The sequence below is a fragment of the Citrobacter sp. VF227 genome, assembly GCF_052950715.1.
Genome location: NZ_JBRFVF010000001.1, coordinates 1145456 through 1170263 on the forward strand (window position 1 = coordinate 1145456; position 24808 = coordinate 1170263).

The following is a 24808-nucleotide window of genomic DNA, read 5'->3' on the forward strand; positions in this document are numbered from 1 at the left end:
AGAAAACAGAGGGTGCAAGGCGGTTAAAACGTAACCGCCATTATGCAAAAAGGAGTCATCACGACAGTGAACGTCTTATTCCCCCTGCTCTACCTGGTCGCTGTAGTGCAAAAAGCGCGTAATGGCATTGGAGATATGTTTTTGTCGATGATGAACACGCCATAGCGTGCGGACCAAATGCGGAAGCGGCACGGGAACTTCGCTCAGCGTTCCCGCCTGTAACTGCTCGGCAATGACCCGCCGCGACAAACAGCTGATCCCGAGACCATGGCGCACCGCATGCTTAATGGCCTCGGAGTTACCCAACTCCATTGCCATCTGAAATCTCGGTAAATGAGACAACAGCAGGTAATCCACCAGTTCACGCGTACCTGATCCTCGTTCACGCAGGATCCACGGCGAAGCAGCCAGCTGTTCCAGCGTAACGGGTCCCTTTGTCAGCGGTGACGACGGTGCCGCGAACACTACCAGCTCGTCTTCAAGCCACGGTTCAGAGATTATTTCCGTACTATGACACGGCCCTTCAATCAGCCCGATATCTACCCGGAAATCCAGTACCGCATTGATCACATCCTGGCTGTTGCCCACGCTAAGCTCCAGCGGCAAATCGGGGAAATCATGCCGATAGCGGGCAATCATGGCAGGCAGAATATAGTTGCCAATGGTGCTACTGGCATAAACCCGAATGGCACCATTATCTTCGCGGAAAAGCTGTTCGATTTCGGTCGTTTGCTCGAGTAGTGCCAGCGCCCGTGGGTAGAGCAAGCGCCCGTGCTCGTTGACTACCAGTCGTTTGCCTACCCGGTCAAAGAGCTGTACGCCAAGCTGTCCTTCCAGATCGGTAAGCGCGGCACTCACCGCCGACTGCGACAATGCCAGCATGACAGACGCCTGGGTCGTTGAGCCGCTTTTTAATACCTCAGCAAACACTTCAAGTTGTCGCAGGGTGATATGCATAGTCGTTTTCCACCGGATATCCGTCACTTACCACTTATAGAGATTAATTATAAATATATAATCAATTTTATTTTTAAACCACTTCGCCGTACTCTTTTACCCAGATAAAGGAGAAGGATATGACAGAACTCACCTTGCAGACTCATCGTCGTACAACGTGGCATTTTATTCCGGGGCTCGCCCTGAGTGCAGTTATCACTGGGGTCGCCTTATGGGGTGGCTCCATTCCCGCCGTCGCAGGTGCCGGGTTCAGCGCCCTCACCCTGGCAATTTTACTGGGGATGGTTCTCGGCAATACCGTCTATCCGCACATCTGGAAAAGCTGTGACGGCGGTGTGCTGTTTGCTAAACAACATTTATTGCGTCTGGGGATTATCCTCTACGGGTTTCGCCTCACCTTCGCGCAAATTGCTGACGTTGGCGTCAGCGGTATCGTGATTGATGTGTTAACGCTAAGCAGTACCTTTATGATTGCCTGCTTCCTTGGGCAGAAAGTGTTTGGTCTGGACCGCCATACCAGTTGGCTGATTGGCGCGGGGAGCAGCATTTGTGGTGCCGCCGCCGTGCTGGCAACTGAACCGGTGGTGAAAGCGGAAGCCAGTAAGGTGACCGTCGCTGTCGCCACAGTGGTCATCTTCGGTACCATCGCTATCTTCCTGTATCCGGCGATGTACCCGCTACTGGCGCACTGGTTTAGCCCGGAAACCTACGGCATTTACATTGGTTCCACCATGCATGAAGTCGCTCAGGTTGTGGCTGCCGGTCACGCCATTAACCCGGATGCGGAAAACGCCGCGGTTATTGCCAAAATGCTGCGCGTCATGATGCTGGCACCGTTCCTTATCCTGTTGGCCGCTCGCGTTAAACAGCTTTCTCCGGCCACCGGTGGTGAGAAGAGCAAAATCACCATTCCGTGGTTTGCCATCCTGTTCATTGTGGTCGCGATTTTTAACTCGTTCCACTTTCTGCCGCAGTCGGTAGTGAATATGCTGGTAACACTGGATACCATTTTGCTGGCAATGGCGATGGCTGCACTGGGGCTGACCACTCACGTTAGCGCCCTGAAAAAAGCCGGCGCTAAACCATTACTGATGGCCCTGCTGCTGTTTGTCTGGCTGATTGTGGGCGGTGGCGCGATTAACCTCGCTATCCACGCACTGATGGCATAAACGAGCACGACTCCCCCCCATTAACCCGCTATACTCTCCCCTTTTGAGTATGGCGGGTTTAATTTATGAAATATATTGGAGCGCACGTAAGCGCCGCTGGCGGTCTGGCTAACGCCGCTATTCGAGCCGCAGAAATCGAAGCGACCGCATTCGCCCTGTTCACCAAGAATCAGCGTCAGTGGCGTGCCGCGCCGCTGACCACCGAAATCATTGATGGTTTCAAATCTGCCTGCGAGAAGTATCACTATACTTCCGCGCAAATCCTGCCTCACGACAGCTACCTGATAAATCTCGGGCATCCGGTCAGCGATGCGCTGGAAAAATCACGCGAGGCGTTTATCGATGAAATGCAGCGCTGCGAACAGCTTGGCCTATCCCTGTTGAACTTTCACCCGGGCAGCCATTTGATGCAGATCCCGGAAGATGAATGTCTGGCGCGCATTGCCGAATCCATCAACATCGCCCTCGCCCAGACCCAGGGCGTTACAGCGGTAATTGAAAATACCGCCGGACAGGGCAGCAACCTTGGCTTTAAGTTTGAGCACCTGGCCGCCATTATCGACGGCGTAGAAGATAAATCCCGTGTCGGCGTCTGTATTGATACCTGCCACGCCTTCGCGGCCGGTTACGATTTGCGTTCCGTTGAGGAATGCGAAAAGACGTTTGCGGAATTCGAACGTATTGTCGGCTTCAAATATCTGCGCGGTATGCACCTGAACGACGCAAAGAGCACGTTTGGCAGCCGCGTTGACCGTCACCACAGCTTGGGTGAAGGCAATATTGGCCACGACGCATTCCGATGGATTATGCAGGACAATCGTTTTGACGGCATTCCGCTGGTGCTGGAAACCATTAATCCAGATATCTGGGCAGAAGAGATTGCCTGGCTGAAAGCCCAGCAAACAGAAAAAGCGGTGGCCTAATCATGAACGACAGGGAAAAGCAGATCCTTAAGATCCTGCGCCGCAATCCGTTGATTCAGCAGAATGAAATCGCCGATATTTTGCAGATCAGCCGTTCACGCGTCGCTGCGCATATTATGGATTTAATGCGTAAAGGCATGATCAAAGGTAAAGGTTATATCCTTACCGAACAGGATTATTGCGTGGTTGTAGGGGCTATCAACATGGATATCCGGGGTGTTGCAGACATCCATTATCCTCAGGCAGCCTCTAACCCTGGTAGCATTCATTGCTCAGCGGGCGGTGTAGGACGTAACATCGCCCACAACCTGGCGCTGCTGGGGCGCGACGTACATTTAATTTCCGCTGTTGGCAGTGACTTCTATGGCGAAACATTGCTGGAACAAACGCGTCAGGCTGGTGTTAACGTTTCCAGCTGCATTCGTCTGCATGGACACAATACCTCAACCTACCTGTCGATCGCTAATCAGCGGGAAGAGACCGTCCTGGCCATTAACGATACCCATATCCTGCAACAATTGACGCCGCAGTTGCTGAACAGTTCGCGAGATTTGATCCGCCATTCCGGTGTCGTACTGGCCGATTGCAATCTGACCGCCGAAGCCATTGAGTGGGTCTTTACTATTGCCGATGACATTCCGGTATTTATTGACACCGTTTCAGAGTTCAAAGCGGCAAAAATGAAGACCTGGTTTACGCGTATTCATACGCTTAAACCCACGCAGAAAGAGCTTGCGATTTTATGGGGCCAACCTATTCATACTGATGCGGATCGCGTACAGGCCGTCAATAGCCTGCATCAGCAAGGGGTAAAACGCATTTTTGTCTGCCTGGAAGATGAATCCGTTTTTTGCAGCGAAAAGGACGGCGAACAGTTTTTATTGACGCCGCCTGAGCATACGGTGGTAGACAGTTTTGGTGCCGATGACGCTTTTATGGCGGGATTACTGTACAGCTTTCTGGAAGGCAGTGAGTTTCGTGAAAGCGCGCGCTTTGCCATGGCCTGCGCGGCATTATCGCGGGCCAGCGTCAGTATCAACAACCCAACGCTCTCTGCGGATAACGCTCTGTATTTGCTGCAAACAGCTTGAATGTCTGCCGGATAGCGCTACGCTTATCCGGCCTACAAACTTTATTTTATGCCAGTCCGATAAAGAAACCGGCGATAGTGGCGCTCATCAGGTTCGACAGCGTTGCTGCTGCCAGCGCACGCATTCCAAGCTGCGCGATTTCCGGTGCACGCTGTGGCGCAATCGCCGAAAATGCCCCGACCACGACGCCAATCGAACCGAAGTTCGCGAAACCACACAGCGCAAACGAGATAATCGCGATGGTCTTCACGTCCAGCGTCCCGCCCGTTTGCAGATACGGCGAGAAGTTGAGATAAGCGACAAATTCGTTGATCGCCAGCTTCTGTCCAATCAAGCTACCTGCCAGCGTTGCATCACTCCAGTCCACGCCCATAATCCATGCCAGCGGGGCTAACACATAGCCAAAGATCCCTTCCAGAGTGGCATGCCCATAACCAAACCAACCACCAATTCCGCCGATAATACCGTTAATCAGCGCGATAATGGCGACAAATGCCATAACTACTGTCGCCACACCTGCGGCGATCTTCAGCCCGGTCATCGCCCCACTCGCCGCCGCCTCGATGATGCTTTTCGGTGGTGTTTCAGTAAATGACAGGTTTTCAAAGGTGACGCGAGATTCTTCCGTTGCCGGACTCAGCATACGCGCGAACAAAATACCGCCAGGGATTGCCATCAAGGATGCCGCCAACAAATAATCAATCGGGACGCCCATTCCGGCGTAACCAATCATCATTGAGCCAGCAATCGAGGCCATCCCGCTACAGATAGCGGTAAACAACTCATTGCGATTCAGGCGATCAATAAACGGTTTCACGATTGCCGGGATCTCGTTTTGCCCGAGGAAAATCGTGGTTACGGCGACAAATGACTCGATCTTACTGATATTCAGCGCCTTCTGGAAAATACCGCCGAGGATGCGGATCAACAGCCCCATCACGCCAATGTAGTAGAGCAGACTGATGAGTGCGGTCACAAAAATGATGGCCGGGAGCACCCGGAAGGCGAAAATAAACCCGGCCCCGTCAAACAGCACATCCATTTTTGGCCCAACCAGAGAGCCGAAGATAAATGCGCTACCTGCATCACTATATGACATCACCTTGTGCACGCCGAGCGCGGCCTGTTCAACCAGCCATTTTCCCGGCGGGAAATAGAGCATAATGCCGCCGATGGCTATTTGCAGTACCAGCGCAGCCCCAACAGTGCGCAGACTAATACGTTTTTTATTTACTGACAGCAGAAACGCGATGGCCAGTAATACCACCATACCCACAACACTTCTCATTATATCCATAATGAAATTCCCTTCATGCCAGGAAACCCAGCGTTATCGCCAGGTTTTGGTAGGTTTGATATTCGCGGGCGACCGCATTCTGCCCGGGAAATTCTGTCAGGCGAGGCGTTGATACTCCTTCGCAATTTCACAGGCCAGCACTGCGTTGTTGAACACCAGCTGAATATTTGATTTCAGACTGTCGCCGCCGGTCAGCTCCGCAACTCGCGCCAACAGGAACGGCGTACTTTCTTTACCCACGACGCCCTGCTCTTCCGCTTCTTTTACCGCCCGATCGATAGCCGCATTAATTTTCTCTTCGGCCATAGCAAACTGCTCCGGGATTGGATTGGCGACAACCAGGCCTCCATTGAGACCCGTTTGCCATTTCACCGCCATGGCGCGGGCAATCTCTTTCGCGCTGTCCAGACGGATACTGACTTCAAAAGGACTGGTACGACAGAAAAATGCCGGGAGCGATGTTGTCTGATAACCAATTAACGGTACGCCAAAGGTTTCTAAATATTCAGTCGTTAAACCGAGATCCAAAATAGATTTCGCCCCGGCACAAATTACCGTGACATTGGTATGTGCCAGTTCCTGTAGATCTGCGGAAATATCAAACGTATGTTCAGCACCACGATGAACGCCGCCAATTCCCCCGGTCGCAAATACTTTAATTCCGGCCAACGCGGCAATAATCATCGTAGAGGCAACGGTGGTGGCACCATTTTTCCCTGCCGCGACCACAAATGGCAAATCACGACGGCTGACTTTAGTAACATTATGTCCTTCTCGTCCAAGCAACTCAATTTCATCTTTACTTAAACCTACTTTCATTATTCCGCCGATAATGGCAATGGTCGCAGGAACAGCGCCGTGCTTACGAATAGTTTCTTCTACTTCAATCGCTGTCTGAGCATTCTGCGGAAATGGCATACCATGAGAAATAATGGTTGATTCAAGCGCAACAATCGGTTTTTTACTGTTTAATGCTTGCTGAACTTCTGGTGATATTTGTAATAATTCAGAGGAAAGAGTTAATTCAGACATTCTGTGTTCTCCACTATTAAGCTAACATTCGCAACAGACAAATCAGGGTTATTGGTATATTCACAGGCTAATGCCATTGATGAACACGCCTGCGCAAATCGGACAGAATCAATAAAGGGCATACCGTCTACCCAGCAGGAAGCCAGTCCAGCCATCATCGCATCGCCAGCCCCTGTAACATTAATGACGCGAGTTTTAATGGGGAGCGACCAACCGCAATTCCCCGTAATATCGCTGTAATAAACACCGTCGCCCCCCATGCTAAGCACCAGCCGGTTTAAGCCACGATCATGAAACCACGCAGCGACTTTTCCAACGTCATCGCGCCCGGAAAGCGCAATACCGCTAAGCGTTTCGGCTTCAAGGCGATTTGGTTTGAGGGTGTGAATTTTTGCAAGACGCCTGCGAATTTTCACACACTTCCAGGCCGATACCGGGTCAACAAACACCGGAACATCTCCGGCATTTTCCAGTACCCATGCCAGAGCGTCTTCATTGATATTGCAATCGGCGATAATGACTTTTGCCTGCCGAATAAAATCAAAATGCTGCGATAAAAATTCTGCTGAAATATGTTCGGTAATACTCATATCATTAATAGCAACTAACATTTCACCGGTGTTATCAAGCAACGATAAATAACTTGATGTATTTTCTCCGGGAACGATAAGACACTTATCAACATGTACTCCAGATTGATTGGTTTGTGCCAACAATGATTGACCATAAAAATCGTTACCAACCGCTGTTAGCAACCACGAATTTTTACCCAGCAGCGCGAGATTATGAGCAATATTGCGTCCTACGCCGCCGGGGGTGAATTTAATTTTACCTGGGTTAGAATCCGCATAATTTAGTGAGGCATGCGAATACCCAGCAACATCCATATTGGCTGAGCCAATCGTTACGATGTATTCCTTTTCACGCATAGCACGTCCCCTGGCAATTAACTTGCCACAAATGAGTTCGTTAAAAATAACCAACGCCACATATTAGGTTATTAGAGCACTTGTTCATCATCAAACACGTGTTCATAGTAAGCGTGTTTTTGACAAAGTAAATCTATCCACAAGCTATAAAGTCGATAGATATGAACAGAATCACAATTTTTTATAGATACAGTTTATCAGGGAGAGAGGAAATGAGAGGTAGTACACAAATTGATCAAATCAAAAGGTATCCTTGGTCATAACCGGAGATTTTCAGACACGCCAAACGAACTGGCGCGTATCAACTAAGCGAAACCAGATCCTCTGGCATATGGTTGTACAAAATCCGCCAAAAGTGCTCAGCCGTTTTATTCAGGCGAGTGTCCATCCGGTAAATATAGGCCTGAATAGGCACCATCAGTTCCGGTGTCTGCAGGCAAACCAGCCGCTTATCGCGCAGTTCGTTTACGATAGTCCACGCCGGTAACCAGGCGATACCATGCCCATCCAAGGCCATATTTTTCAATAACTCACTCATCGAAGACATAAACAGCGTTCGTGCTGAAATACCGCCTACTTCTGCCAAATGGCGGTTTACCAGTCTCCCCATGTAGGATGTGCTGGTATAGTTCAAAATTGGCGCCTGCGGCTGATAGAGATCAAACAACGGTTTTCCCTGCGCATCAGCCGCACAGACGGGATACAGCTCAGACTCAAAAACCTTCAAGCCGCAGAATGGTGACTGCATTAAGTCTTCATCCCGAAAAGAGATAATAAAATCACTTTTCCCCTCGCGCAGAGTATTCACCGCCTGAACAACATCGATAGCTTCGACGTGCCAGACAAATTCCTCACCCCAGGCTGCCATTGCGTGCACTAATCTGGGCAACATCGTCAGCGACAGAGAATGTGCCGCCGCAATTTTAATATTGGGTACCCCAAGCAAGTTGTGGCCACTTAGCTCATCCAGATTACATTCCAGCTGTTGCAGCAGGCTACGGGTTTGCGAATGGAATAGCTTGCCCTCCTCCGTGAGTTGCAGGGGGCTCGTTGTACGATCAAAAAGTAACACGCCTACGGCGGATTCGAGTGCTTTGATCCGTCGGCTAAATGCTGGTTGGGAAATGTTGCGTTCCTCAGCCGCCTGGGAAAAATGACGGCACGCTTCCAGCGTCAGAAAGTCATATAACCATTTTGTCTCAATATTTTTCATGCGTATCACACGGATTTTGAAATATGCCGATTAACCTGAAACATCATGCCTGAATATTTCCGCAGATGATATTCATCATCAACACCTGATGATTTGTTTTTTGCATCAAACGTTCGTTTTTAACATTAACAGGTTCCTTTGCTCAACGGCTACGACCGCTTAGCGGCGCTGGAACGTCAGGTCCCTGGCTAAATACTGGCCTACCGAGAATGCAAAAGAAACCGCAGCTATGCAGTTTTTGCATTGAACCCAACATTATTGCATTTCTCCTCGCGTCTCACTGCTGTTAAACATGATCAGCAGACACAATCCAGATCTGAATATTAATTATCGGTCAGTCGAGGTATATATCGTGAAAGGTTTAATTGGCGTACTGGGTGGTATGGGACCAGCTGCAACCGTCGATCTGTTTAATAAGTTTGTCACCTTTACCGTAGCACAACGTGACCAGGAACATATCCCATTAATTATTTCCTCTATTCCAGATATTCCTGACCGAACCGACGCGTTAATGCATCATGGTAATTCCCCACTCCCGGCAATGCGCGATTATATGCATAAACTTGAAGATGCTGGTGCCGAATGTATTGTGATCCCCTGTAATACCGCCCACTTTTGGTTTGACGAATTAAAAAAGTGCTGTCACACAGAGCTGCTGAGCATTGTTGAAACGACCATCAACGAGGTCAGGAACTGTGGAAAATCGCGTATCGGATTACTCGCTACCAACGCCACATTGTACATGGGTCTCTATCAAAAGGGCATAGAATCCCTTGGGTTAACCTGCGTCAGCCCTGACTCGGCCAGTCAGGAAAAGGTGATGGAAAGTATCTATTGCTTAAAAGCCGGTGAGGTTAAGCGGGCGCAAACGCTGATGAATGAACAGGCAGAAGCACTCTTCTCACGCGGCGCACAGGTCATCGTGCTGGGATGTACTGAAGTTCCCGTCATTCTTGCTGAGGCAGTCAAAATGTCACCCGAAAAATATATTGACTCAACCGGTTCGTTGGTTCGCGCCGGTATTAAATGGTACGAGAAACGTGTTGGAAAAAATCATCTTTTAGCGCAATGAAAATAAAATTCAGGTTAATTATCGCATCAAATAAACACTCACATTAATAACGAATCACTCTCTGGCGGAGGCCATTATGATTTGGCTGGAAATTATCGTAGTGTTGGGCGCAATATTTTTTGGTATCCGCCTCGGCGGTATTGGTATTGGTTTATGTGGTGGATTGGGGCTGGCTATTTTAACACTGGGATTTGGGTTACAAATTGGTTCGCCACCCGTTGACGTGATTCTCATTATTATGACGGTGGTAGTGGCTGCCTCTGCACTACAAGCCGCCGGTGGTATGGATTATCTGGTTCGTGTCGCCGGCAATTTTATGCGTCGCAACCCTAAATATATCAATATAATTGCGCCAATAATCACCTGGTCAATGACCATTATGGCGGGAACAGGATTCATTGTCTTTTCCACTTTACCGGTGATTGCCGAAGTTGCCAAAGAATCAGGTATCCGCCCTTCTCGTACCCTCGCAGGATCCGTCGTGGCCTCTCAGGTGGCAATATCCGGCTCGCCGATCAGTGCCGCAATGGCGGCTATGCTGACCATAATGGAAGGCAACGGTATCAGCTTTATCCAGGTCATGGCGGTGTGTCTGCCAGCCTCGTTTGTCGCCGCGATGGTCGCAGCGTTTATCGCTTCCCGTCAGGGATGTGAACAACAGGATGATGAAGTCTATCTGGAACGTCTGCAAAAAGGGTTGGTGCGTAAATACGAAGGGCAAAACAGCACTACGCCGGGTGCCAGACTGTCAGTAGCCCTGTTTATGTTGGCAACGGTCGTCATCGTTATTCTTGCCGCATGCCCTCAACTACGCCCCGGATTCGATGCAGGTAACCCAATGAATACAAGGGACATTATCATTATCTGCATGCTGGCTGCCGCGTGTCTGATGGTGGTGTTATGCAAAACATCAACTGACGCCATTGTCCTGACATCCACGTTCCGTGCGGGAATGAGTTCGTTGGCGGTGATTCTGGGGATTGTTACGCTGGGCACAACCTTCATTGACGCCCACTTAACAGGGATAAAGGATATCGCGGGCGACATTCTACGGGCTTATCCGATGCTGTTGGCACTGGTGCTGTTTGGTACCTGCGCGCTTCTCTATTCGCAGGGAGCCACCACGCCGCTGATTATCCCGCTTGCCGTTGCGCTCGGTGTACCCACCTGGGCGATTCTGGCTTCCTATGTGGCAGTCACCGGGGTATTTGTTCTACCCACGTATCCCACTTCGCTGGCAGCAATGGAGTTCGACACCACCGGGACAACGCGCGTGGGTAAGTATGTCTTAAACCATCCGTTTATGCTGCCAGGACTGGGGGGGATCATCGCAGGCGTTGCCTTTGATTTTATCATCGCGCCAATGATTGCCTGAACCGTTTTACACCTCTCCGGGCGGCGGTTAATAGATAAAAAAAAGGGGCAGAGAAATCTCTGCCCCCGATATCAGCATTCAATCATGCCGCTTTTGCCACAACCTCTGCTTCCGGGCGTTTCAGTACCGCGTAGGAAAGCCCGGCTACCAGCGTACCGGCGATAATGGCCAGCAGGTATCCCAGTACCGGTGTAATTGCGCCAGGAATCAACAGCACGAACAGACCACCGTGCGGTGCCATCAGCTTCGCACCTACCGCCATCGAGATAGCACCGGTAATCGCGCCGCCCACGATACAGCAAGGCAGAACACGCATCGGGTCACGGGCAGCGAATGGGATAGCCCCTTCGGTGATAAAGCACAGGCCCAGCACCAGCGCTGCTTTACCGCCTTCCTGCTGCGCTTTGTCGAACTTACGACGCGCAACCAGCGTTGCCAGACCCAGCGCCAACGGAGGCACCATACCTGCCGCCATGATGGCAGCCATCGGCGCATAGGTTTGCGTACTGAGCAGACCCACACCGAAAGCATACGCCGCTTTGTTAACCGGACCGCCCATGTCGGTACACATCATGCCGCCAAGAATTGCCCCAAGCAGTACCGCATTCGCTGTGCCCATGGTTTGCAGCCAGTGGGTCAGACCTTCCAGAATACCGGCTACTGGTTTACCGATCAGGTAGATCATGGCCAGGCCCACCACCAGACTTGAAAGCAGCGGAATGATCAGGATCGGTTTCAGCGCTTCCATACTCTGTGGGAGTTTCAGCTTCGTACTGATGAGTTTTGCCACATAACCCGCAAGGAAACCGGCAATAATCCCGCCAATAAAGCCGGACCCCGTACTCACCGCCAGCATACCGCCGATAAGACCCGGCGTCAGACCCGGACGGTCAGCGATGGAAAACGCGATATAACCCGCCAGAACCGGCACCATCAACGCAAAGGCTGAACCACCGCCAATCTGCATCAATGCCGCCGCCAGCGTACCCTGCTCTTTAAATGCTTCAATGCCAAAAGCGAATGAGAGTGCAATACACAGACCGCCAGCAACCACCATCGGCAGCATATAGGACACGCCCGTCAGCAGGTGACGATATGCACCCGCACTCTCTTTCTTACCTTCGGTTGCTGAAGTCTGCGCTTTGCCGGTTGGCTGATACGGCGTTGCTTCTTCCAGCGCTTTGTCCAGCTCCTGCTTGGTTTTCTTCAGTGCGAGACCAGTAGACGTACGGTACATTGGTTTCCCGGCAAACTTCGCCAGATCAACTTCAATGTCAGCCGCCACAATCACCAGGTCCGCCTGAGCCACCTCTTCCGGCGTAATAGCATTGCCTGCGCCAACAGAACCACGGGTTTCAACCTTCACCCACCAGCCACGTTTTTTCGCTTCTGTTTCAATAGCTTCAGCAGCCATAAACGTATGCGCAACGCCGGTCGGACAAGCCGTCACCGCCACAACGCGTTTTGGACCACTACTGGTCACAGGCGCTGTTGCAACCGGAGCGCTGTATGGTTTTGCATGACCTTTTGCTTCGCTGAGGAACAGTTCAGGATGCGCAACTGCACGACCTATATCGCCCAGCCAGACTTTTTTGCCGTTCAGCGAACTGTCGGCAGGAAGCGTGTCGCCCAGAACAATTGCCAGTTCTGCATCATTCGGATTATCAATAATTTCAAGATGTGCTTTCTGCGCCGCCGCTCCAAGCAGGGTTTTCGCCATGTAAGCGCGAGCCTGGCCGAGATTAGCGTCAATAATCAGCAGCGTTTTCATTATGCCTCTCCTGCTGTCAGTTAAACGGTTTTAAGTCGACACGCGCCATCATTGCGGCCAACTGAGGACGATCGGTAATGCCCACATTGCTTTGGCTTACCGCCAGGGCGGCAACAGCTGTCGCCAGACGCAGGGTATGTTCGCTGGACTCACGCATCAGCAGCCCGTAAATCAGACCGCCAACCATTGAATCGCCCGCGCCTACGGTGCTAACCACGTCAACTGACGGTGGTTTAGCAATCCATTCACCTGAAGCGTTAACCCACAGCGCACCTTCTGCGCCAAGTGAAATCACCACGTGAGCAATCCCCTGCTCGCGCAGCGCATGCGCCGCTTCAATCACATCTTTCATTTCCGGTAGCTTACGGCCCGCCCAGATTTCCAGCTCCCGACGGTTTGGTTTCACCAGCCACGGTGCTGCTTTCAGACCCGCCACCAGCGCTTCACGACTACTATCAAAGATAATGCAAGGACACTGACTGCGCAGGCGAGTCATCCAGTCGGTGAAGGCTTCCGGGCTCACGCCAGTCGGCAAACTGCCGCTGACGCACACCATGTCGAACTGGCCCAGCCAGCTCAGGGAGTCATTCACAAACCGTTCCCAGTCAGCCGGGGTGACGTCAAAGCCGGAGAAATTGAAATCGGTCACTTCGCCGTCTTTTTCGGTCAGCTTGACGTTGATACGGGTACGCCCTTGTACAACCTGAAAACGGTTGGCAATGCCCAGCTCGCTAAACAACTGCTGGAAACCATCCTGGTTGTCTTTACCCAGGAAACCGCCTACCGTGACATCAATACCTAAATCTTTCAGAACTTTAGCGACGTTAATCCCTTTCCCTGCCGCGTGCAGACCGGTTGTTTTAACCAGGTTCACTTCACCGCGTTCAATTTCCGGGCAGAAACCCACCAGGTCGTATGCCGGGTTGAGGGTGATAGTAGCAACACGTCTGCTCATTACGCGCCCTCCCCAAGACCTGCCGCGATGGCTTCGCCAATCGCTTTCAGCGCCTGTTCAGCATCCTCGCCCTGGGCGGTAAAGCGCAGGTGATGTCCTTTCTTCACGCCTAATGCCACAACTTTCATCAGACTGCGTCCATTCGCCGGTTTGCCGGTTCCATCAAGATTTGTCACGGTAATTTCACTGTTAAATTGTTTGATCGTATTCACCAGCATGGTGCCCGGACGGGCGTGTAAGCCATGCTCATTGCGCACAATAAATTCGGCGCTCAGTACATCATCAGTTAAGGCGTCATCGCTGGTCAGCAGCGCCAGCAACGTTGCCGCATCGGCTTTCAACAAACGGTCAGCTTTATTATTCAGCAGCAGATCGCCAAGACGCTTCAGCACCGCAACCGGTTGATCGTCATTCATGGCGACAGTCACCAGCAGGGCCGCAGCTTCACCTTGTACATCAAACGCTGTCGCTACGCGGCTGACCGCAACGGCGCTACGCACGTTACCTTCAGCACAGTCATTCAGCCAGATACCCTGGCCGAGATTCATCGGATGCTCATTTATCGCTCTGGCGACAAAGGCGGTGTCAACCGCACCGACCTCTTTCAGCCGCGCCGCGTTGAGCGCCTGCAGCGTTACCAGCGAGTTGGCAACGACGTCCAGCGACAGCGTTTCGTTATCAAGCTTTAGCTGTTCGCTTTGCTTTTCACCCATCAGCAACGCGCGCAGCTCTTCCGCCGTGGTCGCAGATTTCAGCTGTTCAGCGACGGAGTCATCACTCAGTACGTGCGTCAGCTGACGCAGCAAACCGAGGTGCTCATCCGAGCTGGCGGCAATACCGATCGCCACATATGCAACCTGCCCCTCTCCCCAGGTCACACCCTGCGGAAACTGAAACACCTGCACGCCGGTTTTCAACACTTGATCGCGCGTGTCCGTCGTACCGTGAGGAATAGCAATACCGTTGCCGAGGAACGTGGACGTCTGTTGTTCACGCGCCAGCATGCCATTGACGTAGCCTTCCGCGACGTTACCCGCCTGCACTAAGGCTGCGGCAACCTGGCGAATAGCCTCTTCTTTATTCCCGGCCTGTTCGCCCGGGTGAATATCCTGAACAGATAACTGGAACATGGTTCTCCTCTCCCGCTGAATTGAAACGATTCAGCCAACATGAGAAAAATGGCGTCACCTGACTCCATCAGTTATGGCGAGATGACGCTGAAACGTTTCAAGAAGTCTTGCTCTTTTTTCTGCAGCACACAAGTAAAGTTAACAAATTACTTGCTGAATTTAGAGATAACGCACATTTTCTCTTCGCCAGAGATCAAATTGCTGACGCAAAAACGGCGTCAGCTTGTCAAATTCAGCTACGTCAGCAAACTGCATTCTCTGACTGAAATGCTATTTTGATTTTTAATGCCGATTTTGATTTGGCTCCCTGTTTATTTTCTGACAAGCAGCGTAAACTCCGCGTCTCTTCACATCATTGATATCAAAACATGCATAACACCCCCGTAGCCGCCTCACCCCGGGCGTTTGATTTAACGTCTGCGGCGTTCCTGCTTGTCGCATTTCTGACGGGTATCGCCGGTGCGTTGCAGACGCCAACGCTTAGTCTTTTTCTGACGGATGAAGTCCATGCCCGTCCCGGCATGGTCGGGTTCTTTTTTACCGGTAGCGCCGTAATCGGCATTTTGGTGAGTCAGTTTCTGGCCGGACGTTCAGATAAAAAGGGCGATCGCAAAAACTTGATCGTATTTTGCTGCGTGCTGGGGATGCTGGCCTGCGTGCTTTTCGCCTGGAACCGTAACTATTTTATCTTGTTGTTTGTCGGGGTATTCCTCAGCAGCTTTGGTTCGACCGCCAACCCGCAAATGTTTGCCCTCGCTCGCGAGCATGCCGACCGTACGGGACGGGAAGCCGTCATGTTCAGTTCAATATTACGTGCGCAGGTTTCGCTGGCCTGGGTGATTGGCCCGCCGCTGGCCTACGCGCTGGCCATGGGGTTCAGCTTTACGGTCATGTACCTCAGTGCGGCAGTGGCATTTATTGTCTGCGGCATAATGGTCTGGTTGTTCTTACCCTCAATGAGTAAAAACGTGCCGCTCGCGACAGGCGCGGTGGAGGCCCCAAGGCGCAATCGACGCGATACACTGCTGTTGTTTGTTATATGCACATTAATGTGGGGAACCAATAGTCTCTATATCATTAATATGCCACTGTTTATTATCAACGAACTGCATCTGCCGGAAAAACTGGCGGGCATCATGATGGGAACCGCAGCAGGACTGGAGATCCCAACCATGCTGATTGCCGGATACTTCGCTAAGCGTTTAGGTAAACGCCTGTTGATGCGAATTGCCGTCGTCGCTGGATTTTTCTTTTATGCCGGTATGTTGTTGGCTCACTCTCCCGCGATATTGCTTGGCTTACAGCTGCTGAACGCAATTTACATCGGTATTCTCGGCGGGATTGGCATGCTCTATTTCCAGGACCTGATGCCGGGACAGGCGGGTTCAGCCACGACCCTTTATACGAATACTATTCGCGTGGGCTGGATTATTGCCGGTTCGCTGGCGGGTATTGCCGCAGAAATCTGGAACTATCACGCAGTGTTCTGGTTTGCGCTGGTGATGATAGTCGCCACCGTCGTGTGCCTGGCGCGCATAAAAGATGTTTAAGGTGCGGTCAGTGTTTCGAGCTCAATAAGATACACCATGGCCTGGTGCGTCGTCTGTCCGCACATTTCCGCACTGGGCTGTAAACCGGCGCACACTTTTGGTCGCAGCGGCGAGCCAAAAATTTTACAGCGCAGGGATTCATCAAGCTGAACACATGGCGTATTAGCGGGCTTGCCTTGTGGCATGCCGGGGATGGGGCTGGAGATTGAAGGTGCGGTGCAGCATGCACCACAATCCGGACGGCATTCCATACAAGTACTCTCTTAAGCGTAAACCATCGGATTGTGCGGGAAGCGCACAGTAACACCTTTTTTGCACCAGCAAAAGCATGAATTCCGCTTGCCTGAATGCCCCAGCGCGAGTAGTTTTACGCGATATTTTAGACACCCCTCATTACAGGATTTTTTCGATGCCAAGAGCGAACGAAATTAAAAAAGGTATGGTACTGAATTACAACGGCAAACTGTTGATTGTAAAAGATATTGACATTCAGTCACCCACCGCACGCGGCGCTGCAACGCTGTACAAAATGCGTTTTTCTGATGTTCGTACCGGTCTGAAAGTTGAAGAGCGCTTCAAAGGCGATGATATTGTTGATACCGTCACCCTGAGCCGTCGTGGCGTTGATTTCTCCTACGTCGATGGCAACGAATACGTCTTTATGGATAAAGAAGACTATACCCCGTATACCTTCACCAAAGACCAGATTGAAGAAGAGCTGCTGTTCATGCCGGAAGGTGGAATGCCAGATATGCAGGTACTGACCTGGGACGGTCAGTTGTTGGCGCTTGAACTGCCGCAAACGGTAGACCTGGAGATCGTTGAAACGGCACCGGGCATTAAAGGCGCCTCAGCAAGTGCGCGTAACAAACCGGCGACCCTGAGCACCGGTCTGGTTATTCTTGTTCCTGAGTATCTGAGTGCGGGTGAGAAAATCCGAATTCATATCGAAGAACGTCGCTATATGGGTCGCGCGGATTAATTTTCTGCCGCTCATCGACGACAAGGGACAGCGCAGGCTGTCCCTTTGTCATTTTCAGCACTGACTGCTGAAATAAAAATCATCCATCAACAGCGTTTCCAGATACTGTTCATCCTCGCGCATAAAACGCACTATCAGATTAACCGCCTGAGGATAAAACCCCTCGTTATCCCGCACCAGACAAGCGTCGCGAAATAACGGTGCCCAGCACAGAATATGATGATGTAAAAAGTAATACTGTGTTGAGAACGGCTCCTCTTTAGCAACCATCCTCGCCATCAATGCCAGTTGTACGGCAATATGATCGGAAGGTTCATTTTCCCGCGCCGCCAGCCCTTGTTCGACCAACAGAACATTCATTTGCCGGCGTTCTGCTGCAGCTGTCGTGTGCGGATAGTGTCCTGCGTAGGGAGAAACACTCGCAGGCGGTGCCAGCAGAAACAGCGAGGCAAAATCTGCAGCCAGTTCCAACTGTCGGGAGTCCCGCCGCAAAGCCCGAGCCAGGCTACGCTCAAATTGTTTTACCTCGGCAGACAATCCGGGGATCGCCGCCAGTGATGCAATCCACGCCCGATGCTCGCCGCTTTCCAGACTGGTGAGCTGTTTTTCGTCCAGCTCACGAAATAACAATTGTGAAAACCATTGGTAGATCGCCGCACGTTGTAGATGAATTTGATTATGCTGCACTTGCCCCCTCCTCTTGCACCGTCTGCGGTCCACCAAATGCCGTCACCTGCGGAGCTTTCTGCTGATAACGTTCGACCTCCACCAGCACGGTATGCGCCGACGGCCCCTGAGCCAGTTGCGAAGTACCCATATCCGCGCTCAGTACGTTCGGATCACCATAGGTGCATAACGTTCCGGCTTTCCCCCCTTCCTGCGGGGAGTACCACGCCCCTTCATGAATGCGGATCACGCCTGGGGTAAAATCCGGACTGACCACCACACCAGCCAACACCTGGCCACGAGCGTTAAAGACACGGGCGATATCACCGGCTTTTAAACCACGCGCGGCGGCGTCCTGTTCGCTGATGTAAAGCGGCTCTCTCCCGGCAACCGCGTAGGTGTTGCGAAACGCCTCGCTGGAGCACAACTGGGAGTGCAGACGTTTATCCGGGTGGCAGGATTGCAGATGCAGCGGGTATTTATCTGTTTTGCCGCTATAGGTACGCTCAAATGGCTCCATCCACACCGGATGCCCCGGACAGTCCTTGTAGGCGAAGCCTGCGATGGTTTTGCTGTAGATTTCAATCAAACCAGACGGCGTTCCCAACGGATTAAGATCAGGCTGGTCGCGAAACTCACCGTGACGCACCCACGGTTGCCCCGCCGGATACTCAATGTAGCCTTCCCCCTGCCAGAATGTAGTGAAGTCCAGTAAGGTGACGCCGAGCGACGCCCCCATCTTCACGCCTTCGTCATAAAGCGCCTGTATCCACTGCATTTCATCCCGGTTTTCACGGTACATCGTTTCCTTATCAAAGCGCTTACACAACCCGGCAAAGATATCAAAGTCATGCCGCGCTTCGTATTGCGGTTTAACAATCTGATGCAGCGCCATCAACCCTTTATTCGAATGCGTACCAAACTGCTCAATATCGTTACGTTCAAAGCGGGTGGTCACAGGCAGGACGATATCGGCAAAACGGCACGACGCGGTCCATTGGTGATCTAACACCACCACGGTTTCCAGCTTTTTCCACGCGTCGATCATGCGGTTCCTGTCCTGCTGCGCATGGAAGGGATTGGCCGCACTGTAGATCGCCATTTTGATGTCAGGATACGTTAACGTCTCACCGTTGAAGGCAATCTTGTTGCCTGGCGCAAGCAGGCAATCAACGATACGCGAGGTGGGAATATGCTCAGAAGCACCGCGAAAATCCGCTTTGTACTTCGCCTCCGGCGGATTATTAATACTCCCCAGCCCGGTGAGCACTGGCCCGGTCGATGTCACCGTCCCACCGCCGTTATAGTGCCAGCCAAATCCGACCCCGCCGCCCGGCAAGCCAATTTGTCCAACCATGCTGGCCAGTACCACCAGCATCCACGGATACTGCTCGCCATGATGCATACGCTGTACGCACCAGCCCCCCATAAACTGTGTCCGTCCCTTGACCAGCAGGCGGGCGAAGTCACGGATCTGCTCCGCCGTCAGACCACAGATTTCGGCCGCCCATTCGGCACTTTTCGGCTGCTTGTCACTCTCCCCAAGCAGATAGGGCAAAAACTGTTCAAAACCCACGGTGTAATCGTTAATGAATGCCGTGTCATACAGTTTTTCTTCATACAGGGTATGCGCCAGCGCCAGCATTAACGCGACATCCGTTTGTGGTCGCAACGCCAGTTGTTCACAGCCAAGATAGTTTTGCGACTTGCTACGCACCGGATCAACGCTGACAACGCGCAGCTTACCCTGCGCAACCGCTTCTTTAATCTGCTGCCAATAGCCAAACGCGTCGTGATCGGGAACCAAAAACTCGATCTGTAGATTCTTGATCGGATCGCAGCCCCACAGCACAATGGTATTACTGCTCTGAATAACCAGCGGCAGTGACGTTTGCTGCTCATAAACCTCCAGCGACCCCATCACATGCGGCAAAATAACCTGTGCCGCTGCCGCAGAGTAGTCACCGACAGTTGTCACATAGCTACCATGCAGACCAAGTGCCCGGTCCATTGCCCCGCCCGCTTTATGGTATTTGCCCACCATTTGCCAGTCGGCAAGCCCGGTAAATACGCCCGATGAGCCGTAGGTTTTTTGCACCCGCTCCAGCTCTTCGTAAAACAGATCCAGCGCCCGACTCCAGCTCACCCGTACAAAATGGTTATCTCCGCGCTGGCTGCGGTCAGACTTTTCCCGCTTGCGCAGCCAGTCCAGACGCACCATCGGGTAGCGTACCCGCGAAGGGTTATAGACCACCTCGCGCACCGCGTTTAGCATATCGCAGGGCCATTTGTCATGTTTGAACGGGCGTGTTTCTGTCCATTCGCCGTTGACCACTTTGGCTTCAAAAGCACCATAATGTGAACCGGACTGGATCCACTGCTCGGGGTTTTCTCCCGCGGCCCACACTTTTGATATCAGCGGATTGGGCGCCAGTGCGCTGGCAACACCTACCGCCAGCATACCGCTCAGAAAACGGCGGCGGGACGAATTAACGTCATGAATATCCATACATTATCCTTAATTGTTATTAGGGTCGGACACATCGCTGGCGTGGGTCTGGAGATATTTCAACAACGTGCGTTCTTCCACCGGGTTAAGCCGGTAGTAGGTCGACATCGCTTTCAATCCGGCGATCCAGCCGTTGGCGGTATAGCGTGTGGTTGGGGGCGTGCTGTGACAGGCGCTACAAGTGGATTGCAGCATTTGATCCGAGTATTCCCAGATGGGATCCAGCGTGTTGATAAAGTCCTGCGCGGAGGTCCAGGCGGTGACGCTCACTTGTTGCCATTGCTGATGTGAGTCAGGATCGACCTGAGTTTGCAGCACGTTTACGTTAGCCATCAGGGCGTCATCGAGCACAGCGGAGAAAACGCGCTTCCCCATATACTGGGTAATCACCCGCCCACGCCCTTTACTTTCACGCCAACCTGTTACTTCAAGTTGTAGGTTGTTGCCCTCTTTTTGCAGCACCTTGACCTCGGTGGCAGGAAACAAAAGCGCTTTACCTGCCGCGCTCCCTGCCGTAGCCGTCAGGGCTTTTTCGCTTAGCGAGAACAGCGTGCTCACCTGTGACAACGACGCCCCCTGATGCTGTAGCTGCTTATAGCGATCGCGAAAACCGCTGCTCATATCGGGTTTGTGATGAGCAATGCCTTTGTGGCAATCGATACAGTTACTGTTTTTTGCCGCCGCCGCGGTCATTTGCGCCGCCGCATTGGCTGATTGCTTGCCGTGATCCATCGCCTCGTAGCTGTGGCAAGATTGACACGCCGCTGAATTATTCGCGCTCATGCGTGCCCATTCCCTCTGGGCCAGCTCCGCCCGTTTTGCGGTAAATTTTTCTGGGGTATCAATCGAAGGGGAAATAAAGGTGTGGTAGAGATCGTTTAAGGCCTGCGTTTTAAGAACCAACGTTGGGACGATGCCAGGTGGAATATGACAATCCTTACACTCCGCACGCACGCCAGAAGCATTGCGAAAATGCACGCTGGTTTTATACTCCTCTCCTGCCGTACGCATTGAGTGACACGATAAACAAAACTCGGTCGTACTGGTGTAATGAACGCCTTGCCACGCTCCCCAAATAGCCAGGGCCATGACTACCGCTCCGGCGAATACACACCACAGTGCGCTTTTTCTTATCCACGACATGCTTGCCTCCATTTTTTAATAGCGACACGCTAAGGGATAATAAAAATCAAAAATAGAGACAGCGAAAGCAGATTATAGGAACAGCATCCACTCTATGAGGTGAGTCAAATAGTAAAGATCAGAAATTCGTAATATAGTGACCATCTGTAAATAAGGAATTTCTTATGCTAACACTGACGCTCAATAGAGAAAGCCGTACTCCACTGCAACTGCAGATATTTCAATTTTATTTCCAGGCCATTCAGCAGGGTGATTTGCTTTGTGGAGACAAACTCCCCTCTATTCGCGAGCAGGCTCAGGTATTGCACGTTGCTAAAATAACGGTAGTGATGGCCTATGACAAGCTGATGGCGGCTGGGTTAATTAAGAGCCGACACGGCATTGGCTATGAGGTGATATTCACCAGGCCTGTACGTGTAACCCCAGTGCATGCGCCCGTGACTCAGGGCTCCCCACCGGTAAAACCTAAAGCTGCCGGGGTCTCTACCGATGTTTACGCAGAACCCGGGCGGGAATGCTACTGCCGGATAGGCGTCCCCGCCCCCAATGCTTTTCCCTGGGCAAGCTGGAGAAAATGGAATAATGCCCCGAGCGTGTTTAAAGAACAATTATTTACCCGATATCATTCACCAAACGGATTATTTTCACTGCGTGAGCAATTAGTCAGATACCTTAATTTAACTCGCGGCATTAATACCCGGGCAGAGAACATCATTATTACCAACGGGATTCAGGAAGGATTGTCACTGCTTAGTCAAATATTTATTATTCATCATGCTGTCAGTCAGCAAAAAAAGTGCCACGTTGTGACCGAGTCCCCTTGTTATTCTGGCGCATGGCATCTGTTTAATTATTATGGCGCAGATATTACGTCAATTGCGGTAGATAACCACGGACTGCAAACAGATAATTTACCCGAAGCGGAAACCCAGCTTTGCTATGTAACCCCAGCTCATCAATATCCGATGGGAAGCGTACTTTCGCTGGAGCGTCGTCAGTCGTTATTGACGTGGGCGCAGCGCGTCGGCGCTTATATCATTGAAGATGATTATGATGCTGTGTTTACCTATGGCGAGAATCCCCTCCCTGCGCTGAAAGCCATGGATTATCACAATCGGGTTATCTACATGGGAACATTTTCTAAAACGCTGGGACCGGGGGCACGTCTTGGCTATCTCATTTGCCCAGATGAACTGCTCCCGGCGGTACAGAATATGAAAGCGCTTAACAACAACGGGAGTCAGTGGTTATTACAGCAATTCTTAGCCGAATTAATGCAAAATCAGGTGTTTTATACGCACATCAGTAAACTGGCCTGCAGTTACGCCGCGCGCCTTATCTTGTTACGCGATGGCCTTTCCAGTCTGTTTTCGGCAGGGAAAATCGCTGGCGCAACGGCGGGTCTGCACCTCTCTTTACGCATTGACAGACACCCCGATACGATAGCGAGGCTGCAGCAGCGTTGCCTGCTGGCAGGGATCCGCTTTGACACGCTGCCGGATATAGAAAATGGGTCAGAAGCAGTGTGGCGTAAGGAAAACAGAGACGCAGTAATGTTTTTTGGGTTTGGCGGGTTGCAGATACAGCAGATCAATAAGGTGTTGTCGGTGCTGGAGCTGGCGCTAACACAGCCTTGATAAACAGCGGGGATTGTACCTGTGGCACAATCCCTGTTGTTAGCCTTACAGCAGATCGCGGAACTGCGTTTGTTTCAGCGCCAGCTCAACGCCGCGAACTTCCGCCAGTCCTTTCAGGCGGCCGATCGCAGAGTAGCCCGGATTGGTTTTCTTGTGCAGATCGTCAAGCATCTGGTGTCCATGATCAGGACGCATAGGGATAGGCCGCAAATCACCCGCTTTTTTACGTCGCTGCTCTTCGTTAAGGATGGCAGCCACCACCGATACCATATCCACATCGCCCTGCAGATGCGCACCTTCGTGGAAGGTTTTTGGGTTCTCTTCACGGCAGGTTGAGCGCAGGTGTGTAAAGTGGATGCGATCGCCAAAGGTTTCGATCATTTTCACCAGGTCATTGTCAGCGCGTACGCCGTAAGAGCCGGTACACATAGTGAAACCGTTATTAATGCTGTCGACAGTTTCTTTCAGCCACTGCATATCTTCGATAGTCGAAACGATGCGCGGCAGGCCGAGGATCGGACGCGGCGGATCGTCAGGGTGCACGGCCAGGCGCACGCCGACTTCTTCTGCCACTGGCACAATCGCCCGCAGGAATACCGCCATGTTATCGCGCAGATCGTCTTTGCTGATGCCGTCATATTCGGCAAGGCGCGCACGGAACTGATCCAGCGTATAACCCTCCTCCGCACCCGGCAGGCCGGCAATGATGTTACGGGTCAGCTTTTCAATATCGGCATCGCTCATGGCATTGAAGTAGTCGAGCGCCTGACGTTGTTCTTCTTCGGTGTAATCCGCTTCAGCTCCCGGGCGTTGCAAAATGTGCAGTTCAAAGGCCGCAAAAGCAATCTGATCAAATCGCAGCGCTTTGGAGCCGTCGGGCAGCTGATATTCGAGGTCGGTACGCGTCCAGTCAAGGATCGGCATGAAGTTATAGCACACGGTATCGATGCCACAGGTCGCCAGATTACGGATACTCTGTTGATAGTTGGCAATCCACGTTTGATATTGACCTGAACGTGTTTTGATATCTTCGTGAACAGGAATACTTTCCACCACCGACCAGGTCAGGTCTTTTTCTGCCAGAATAGCCTGACGTTTTTGAATCTCTTCTACCGGCCACACTTCACCGTTGGGAATATGGTGCAAGGCGGTCACAACACCCGTTGCGCCAGCCTGACGCACATCATCAAGTGATACTGGATCGTTAGGTCCGTACCAACGCCAGGTTTGTTCCATTGTTTCACCTCACAAGTTGTTATACCAAATTAAGCTAACTGAATGATGACTACCATACAGGCATCCCATAGATGATCAACAGATGGCCGGTCATTGATTGATCCAGCTCACATTCCCCTGATAAATGAGGCACACCAATTTAATTTGCTGTCATATAACTTTATACTGGCA

Annotated in this window: 21 protein-coding genes; 8 read left to right on the forward strand and 13 right to left on the reverse strand. The window is 51.7% G+C overall.

Features of this window, described 5'->3' with window-relative positions; translation table 11 throughout:
* Positions 1–75: 75 nt before the first annotated feature.
* Positions 76–957: a DNA-binding transcriptional regulator YeiE gene (gene yieE, locus ACU8YC_RS05675; RefSeq protein WP_151219840.1), complete on the reverse strand. Its 882-nt coding sequence runs from the start codon at positions 955–957 to the stop codon at positions 76–78.
* 119 nt (positions 958–1076) lie between these two features.
* Between yieE and ACU8YC_RS05680 the strand changes: the two genes are divergently transcribed.
* From ACU8YC_RS05680 to ACU8YC_RS05690, 3 genes are all read left to right on the forward strand, one after another.
* Positions 1077–2126 (forward strand): YeiH family protein, encoded by a 1050-nt coding sequence (locus ACU8YC_RS05680; RefSeq protein ID WP_446895109.1) that lies wholly within the window; start codon positions 1077–1079, stop codon positions 2124–2126.
* Positions 2127–2191: 65 nt separating this feature from the next.
* Positions 2192–3049 (forward strand): deoxyribonuclease IV, encoded by an 858-nt coding sequence (gene nfo / locus ACU8YC_RS05685; RefSeq protein ID WP_151224731.1) that lies wholly within the window; start codon positions 2192–2194, stop codon positions 3047–3049.
* A gap of 2 nt (positions 3050–3051) precedes the next feature.
* On the forward strand, positions 3052–4140 hold the full coding sequence (locus tag ACU8YC_RS05690; protein WP_151219843.1) for a sugar kinase: 1089 nt from the start codon (positions 3052–3054) through the stop codon (positions 4138–4140).
* Between the two features lie 46 nt (positions 4141–4186).
* Here the strand turns inward: ACU8YC_RS05690 and ACU8YC_RS05695 are convergent, their stop codons facing one another.
* The 4 genes from ACU8YC_RS05695 to hypT form a co-directional block, all read right to left on the reverse strand.
* Complete coding sequence (locus ACU8YC_RS05695) at positions 4187–5437, reverse strand: NupC/NupG family nucleoside CNT transporter (RefSeq protein ID WP_187258698.1); 1251 nt, start codon at positions 5435–5437, stop codon at positions 4187–4189.
* A 96-nt stretch (positions 5438–5533) separates the two neighbouring features.
* Positions 5534–6469, reverse strand: coding sequence for a pseudouridine-5'-phosphate glycosidase (locus tag ACU8YC_RS05700; protein ID WP_187253415.1), 936 nt, complete (start codon positions 6467–6469; stop codon positions 5534–5536).
* Positions 6457–7398: a pseudouridine kinase gene (locus tag ACU8YC_RS05705; RefSeq protein WP_151224733.1), complete on the reverse strand. Its 942-nt coding sequence runs from the start codon at positions 7396–7398 to the stop codon at positions 6457–6459. Before ACU8YC_RS05705 ends, ACU8YC_RS05700 begins: the two co-directional genes overlap by 13 nt.
* 301 nt (positions 7399–7699) lie before the next feature.
* A complete protein-coding gene (gene hypT, locus ACU8YC_RS05710; RefSeq protein WP_151219846.1) occupies positions 7700–8611 on the reverse strand; it encodes a hypochlorite stress DNA-binding transcriptional regulator HypT in 912 nt (303 codons plus the stop codon).
* 352 nt (positions 8612–8963) lie between these two features.
* Here hypT and ACU8YC_RS05715 point away from each other — a divergent pair, with 352 nt between their 5' ends.
* Together ACU8YC_RS05715 and ACU8YC_RS05720 are read left to right on the forward strand one after the other, a co-directional pair.
* A complete protein-coding gene (locus tag ACU8YC_RS05715) occupies positions 8964–9683 on the forward strand; it encodes an aspartate/glutamate racemase family protein (RefSeq protein WP_187253416.1) in 720 nt (239 codons plus the stop codon).
* Between the two features lie 76 nt (positions 9684–9759).
* The gene (locus tag ACU8YC_RS05720) at positions 9760–11058 is read left to right on the forward strand and encodes an anaerobic C4-dicarboxylate transporter (RefSeq protein WP_446895110.1); all 1299 of its coding nucleotides are present in this window, start codon (positions 9760–9762) and stop codon (positions 11056–11058) included.
* Positions 11059–11140: 82 nt separating this feature from the next.
* On the opposite strand, the gene fruA is transcribed toward ACU8YC_RS05720, so the two are convergent.
* The 3 genes from fruA to fruB are packed head-to-tail and all read right to left on the reverse strand — an operon-like array spanning position 11141 to position 14914.
* Positions 11141–12829, reverse strand: coding sequence for a PTS fructose transporter subunit IIBC (fruA, locus tag ACU8YC_RS05725; protein ID WP_151219849.1), 1689 nt, complete (start codon positions 12827–12829; stop codon positions 11141–11143).
* A 16-nt stretch (positions 12830–12845) separates the two neighbouring features.
* A complete protein-coding gene (fruK, locus tag ACU8YC_RS05730) occupies positions 12846–13784 on the reverse strand; it encodes a 1-phosphofructokinase (RefSeq protein ID WP_151219850.1) in 939 nt (312 codons plus the stop codon).
* Positions 13784–14914 (reverse strand): fused PTS fructose transporter subunit IIA/HPr protein, encoded by a 1131-nt coding sequence (gene fruB, locus ACU8YC_RS05735; RefSeq protein ID WP_151224734.1) that lies wholly within the window; start codon positions 14912–14914, stop codon positions 13784–13786. Before fruB ends, fruK begins: the two co-directional genes overlap by 1 nt.
* Positions 14915–15282: 368 nt before the next feature.
* Here fruB and setB point away from each other — a divergent pair, with 368 nt between their 5' ends.
* Positions 15283–16464, forward strand: a complete 1182-nt coding sequence (gene setB / locus ACU8YC_RS05740) for a sugar efflux transporter SetB (RefSeq protein ID WP_187253417.1) — start codon at positions 15283–15285, stop codon at positions 16462–16464.
* Here the strand turns inward: setB and ACU8YC_RS05745 are convergent.
* Complete coding sequence (locus ACU8YC_RS05745; RefSeq protein WP_151219853.1) at positions 16461–16715, reverse strand: YkgJ family cysteine cluster protein; 255 nt, start codon at positions 16713–16715, stop codon at positions 16461–16463. The two genes, setB and ACU8YC_RS05745, sit on opposite strands and share 4 nt — an antisense overlap.
* Positions 16716–16873: 158 nt before the next feature.
* Here ACU8YC_RS05745 and yeiP point away from each other — a divergent pair, with 158 nt between their 5' ends.
* Positions 16874–17446, forward strand: a complete 573-nt coding sequence (gene yeiP, locus ACU8YC_RS05750; RefSeq protein WP_151219854.1) for an elongation factor P-like protein YeiP — start codon at positions 16874–16876, stop codon at positions 17444–17446.
* A 54-nt stretch (positions 17447–17500) separates the two neighbouring features.
* On the opposite strand, the gene torD is transcribed toward yeiP, so the two are convergent.
* The 3 genes from torD to torC are packed head-to-tail and all read right to left on the reverse strand — an operon-like array spanning position 17501 to position 21764.
* Positions 17501–18133 carry a molecular chaperone TorD gene (gene torD / locus ACU8YC_RS05755; protein WP_187253418.1) on the reverse strand — a complete coding sequence of 211 codons (633 nt, stop codon included), beginning with the start codon at positions 18131–18133 and terminating at the stop codon, positions 17501–17503.
* Complete coding sequence (gene torA, locus ACU8YC_RS05760) at positions 18123–20621, reverse strand: trimethylamine-N-oxide reductase TorA (RefSeq protein WP_446895111.1); 2499 nt, start codon at positions 20619–20621, stop codon at positions 18123–18125. The genes torD and torA overlap by 11 nt, the downstream gene beginning before the upstream one ends.
* A gap of 9 nt (positions 20622–20630) precedes the next feature.
* Positions 20631–21764: a pentaheme c-type cytochrome TorC gene (torC, locus tag ACU8YC_RS05765; RefSeq protein ID WP_446895112.1), complete on the reverse strand. Its 1134-nt coding sequence runs from the start codon at positions 21762–21764 to the stop codon at positions 20631–20633.
* 164 nt (positions 21765–21928) lie between these two features.
* Between torC and pdxR the strand changes: the two genes are divergently transcribed.
* Complete coding sequence (pdxR, locus tag ACU8YC_RS05770; protein WP_446895113.1) at positions 21929–23401, forward strand: MocR-like pyridoxine biosynthesis transcription factor PdxR; 1473 nt, start codon at positions 21929–21931, stop codon at positions 23399–23401.
* 45 nt (positions 23402–23446) lie between these two features.
* Here pdxR and uxuA read toward each other — a convergent pair whose 3' ends face one another.
* Complete coding sequence (gene uxuA / locus ACU8YC_RS05775) at positions 23447–24637, reverse strand: mannonate dehydratase (RefSeq protein ID WP_187253422.1); 1191 nt, start codon at positions 24635–24637, stop codon at positions 23447–23449.
* Positions 24638–24808: the final 171 nt, after the last annotated feature.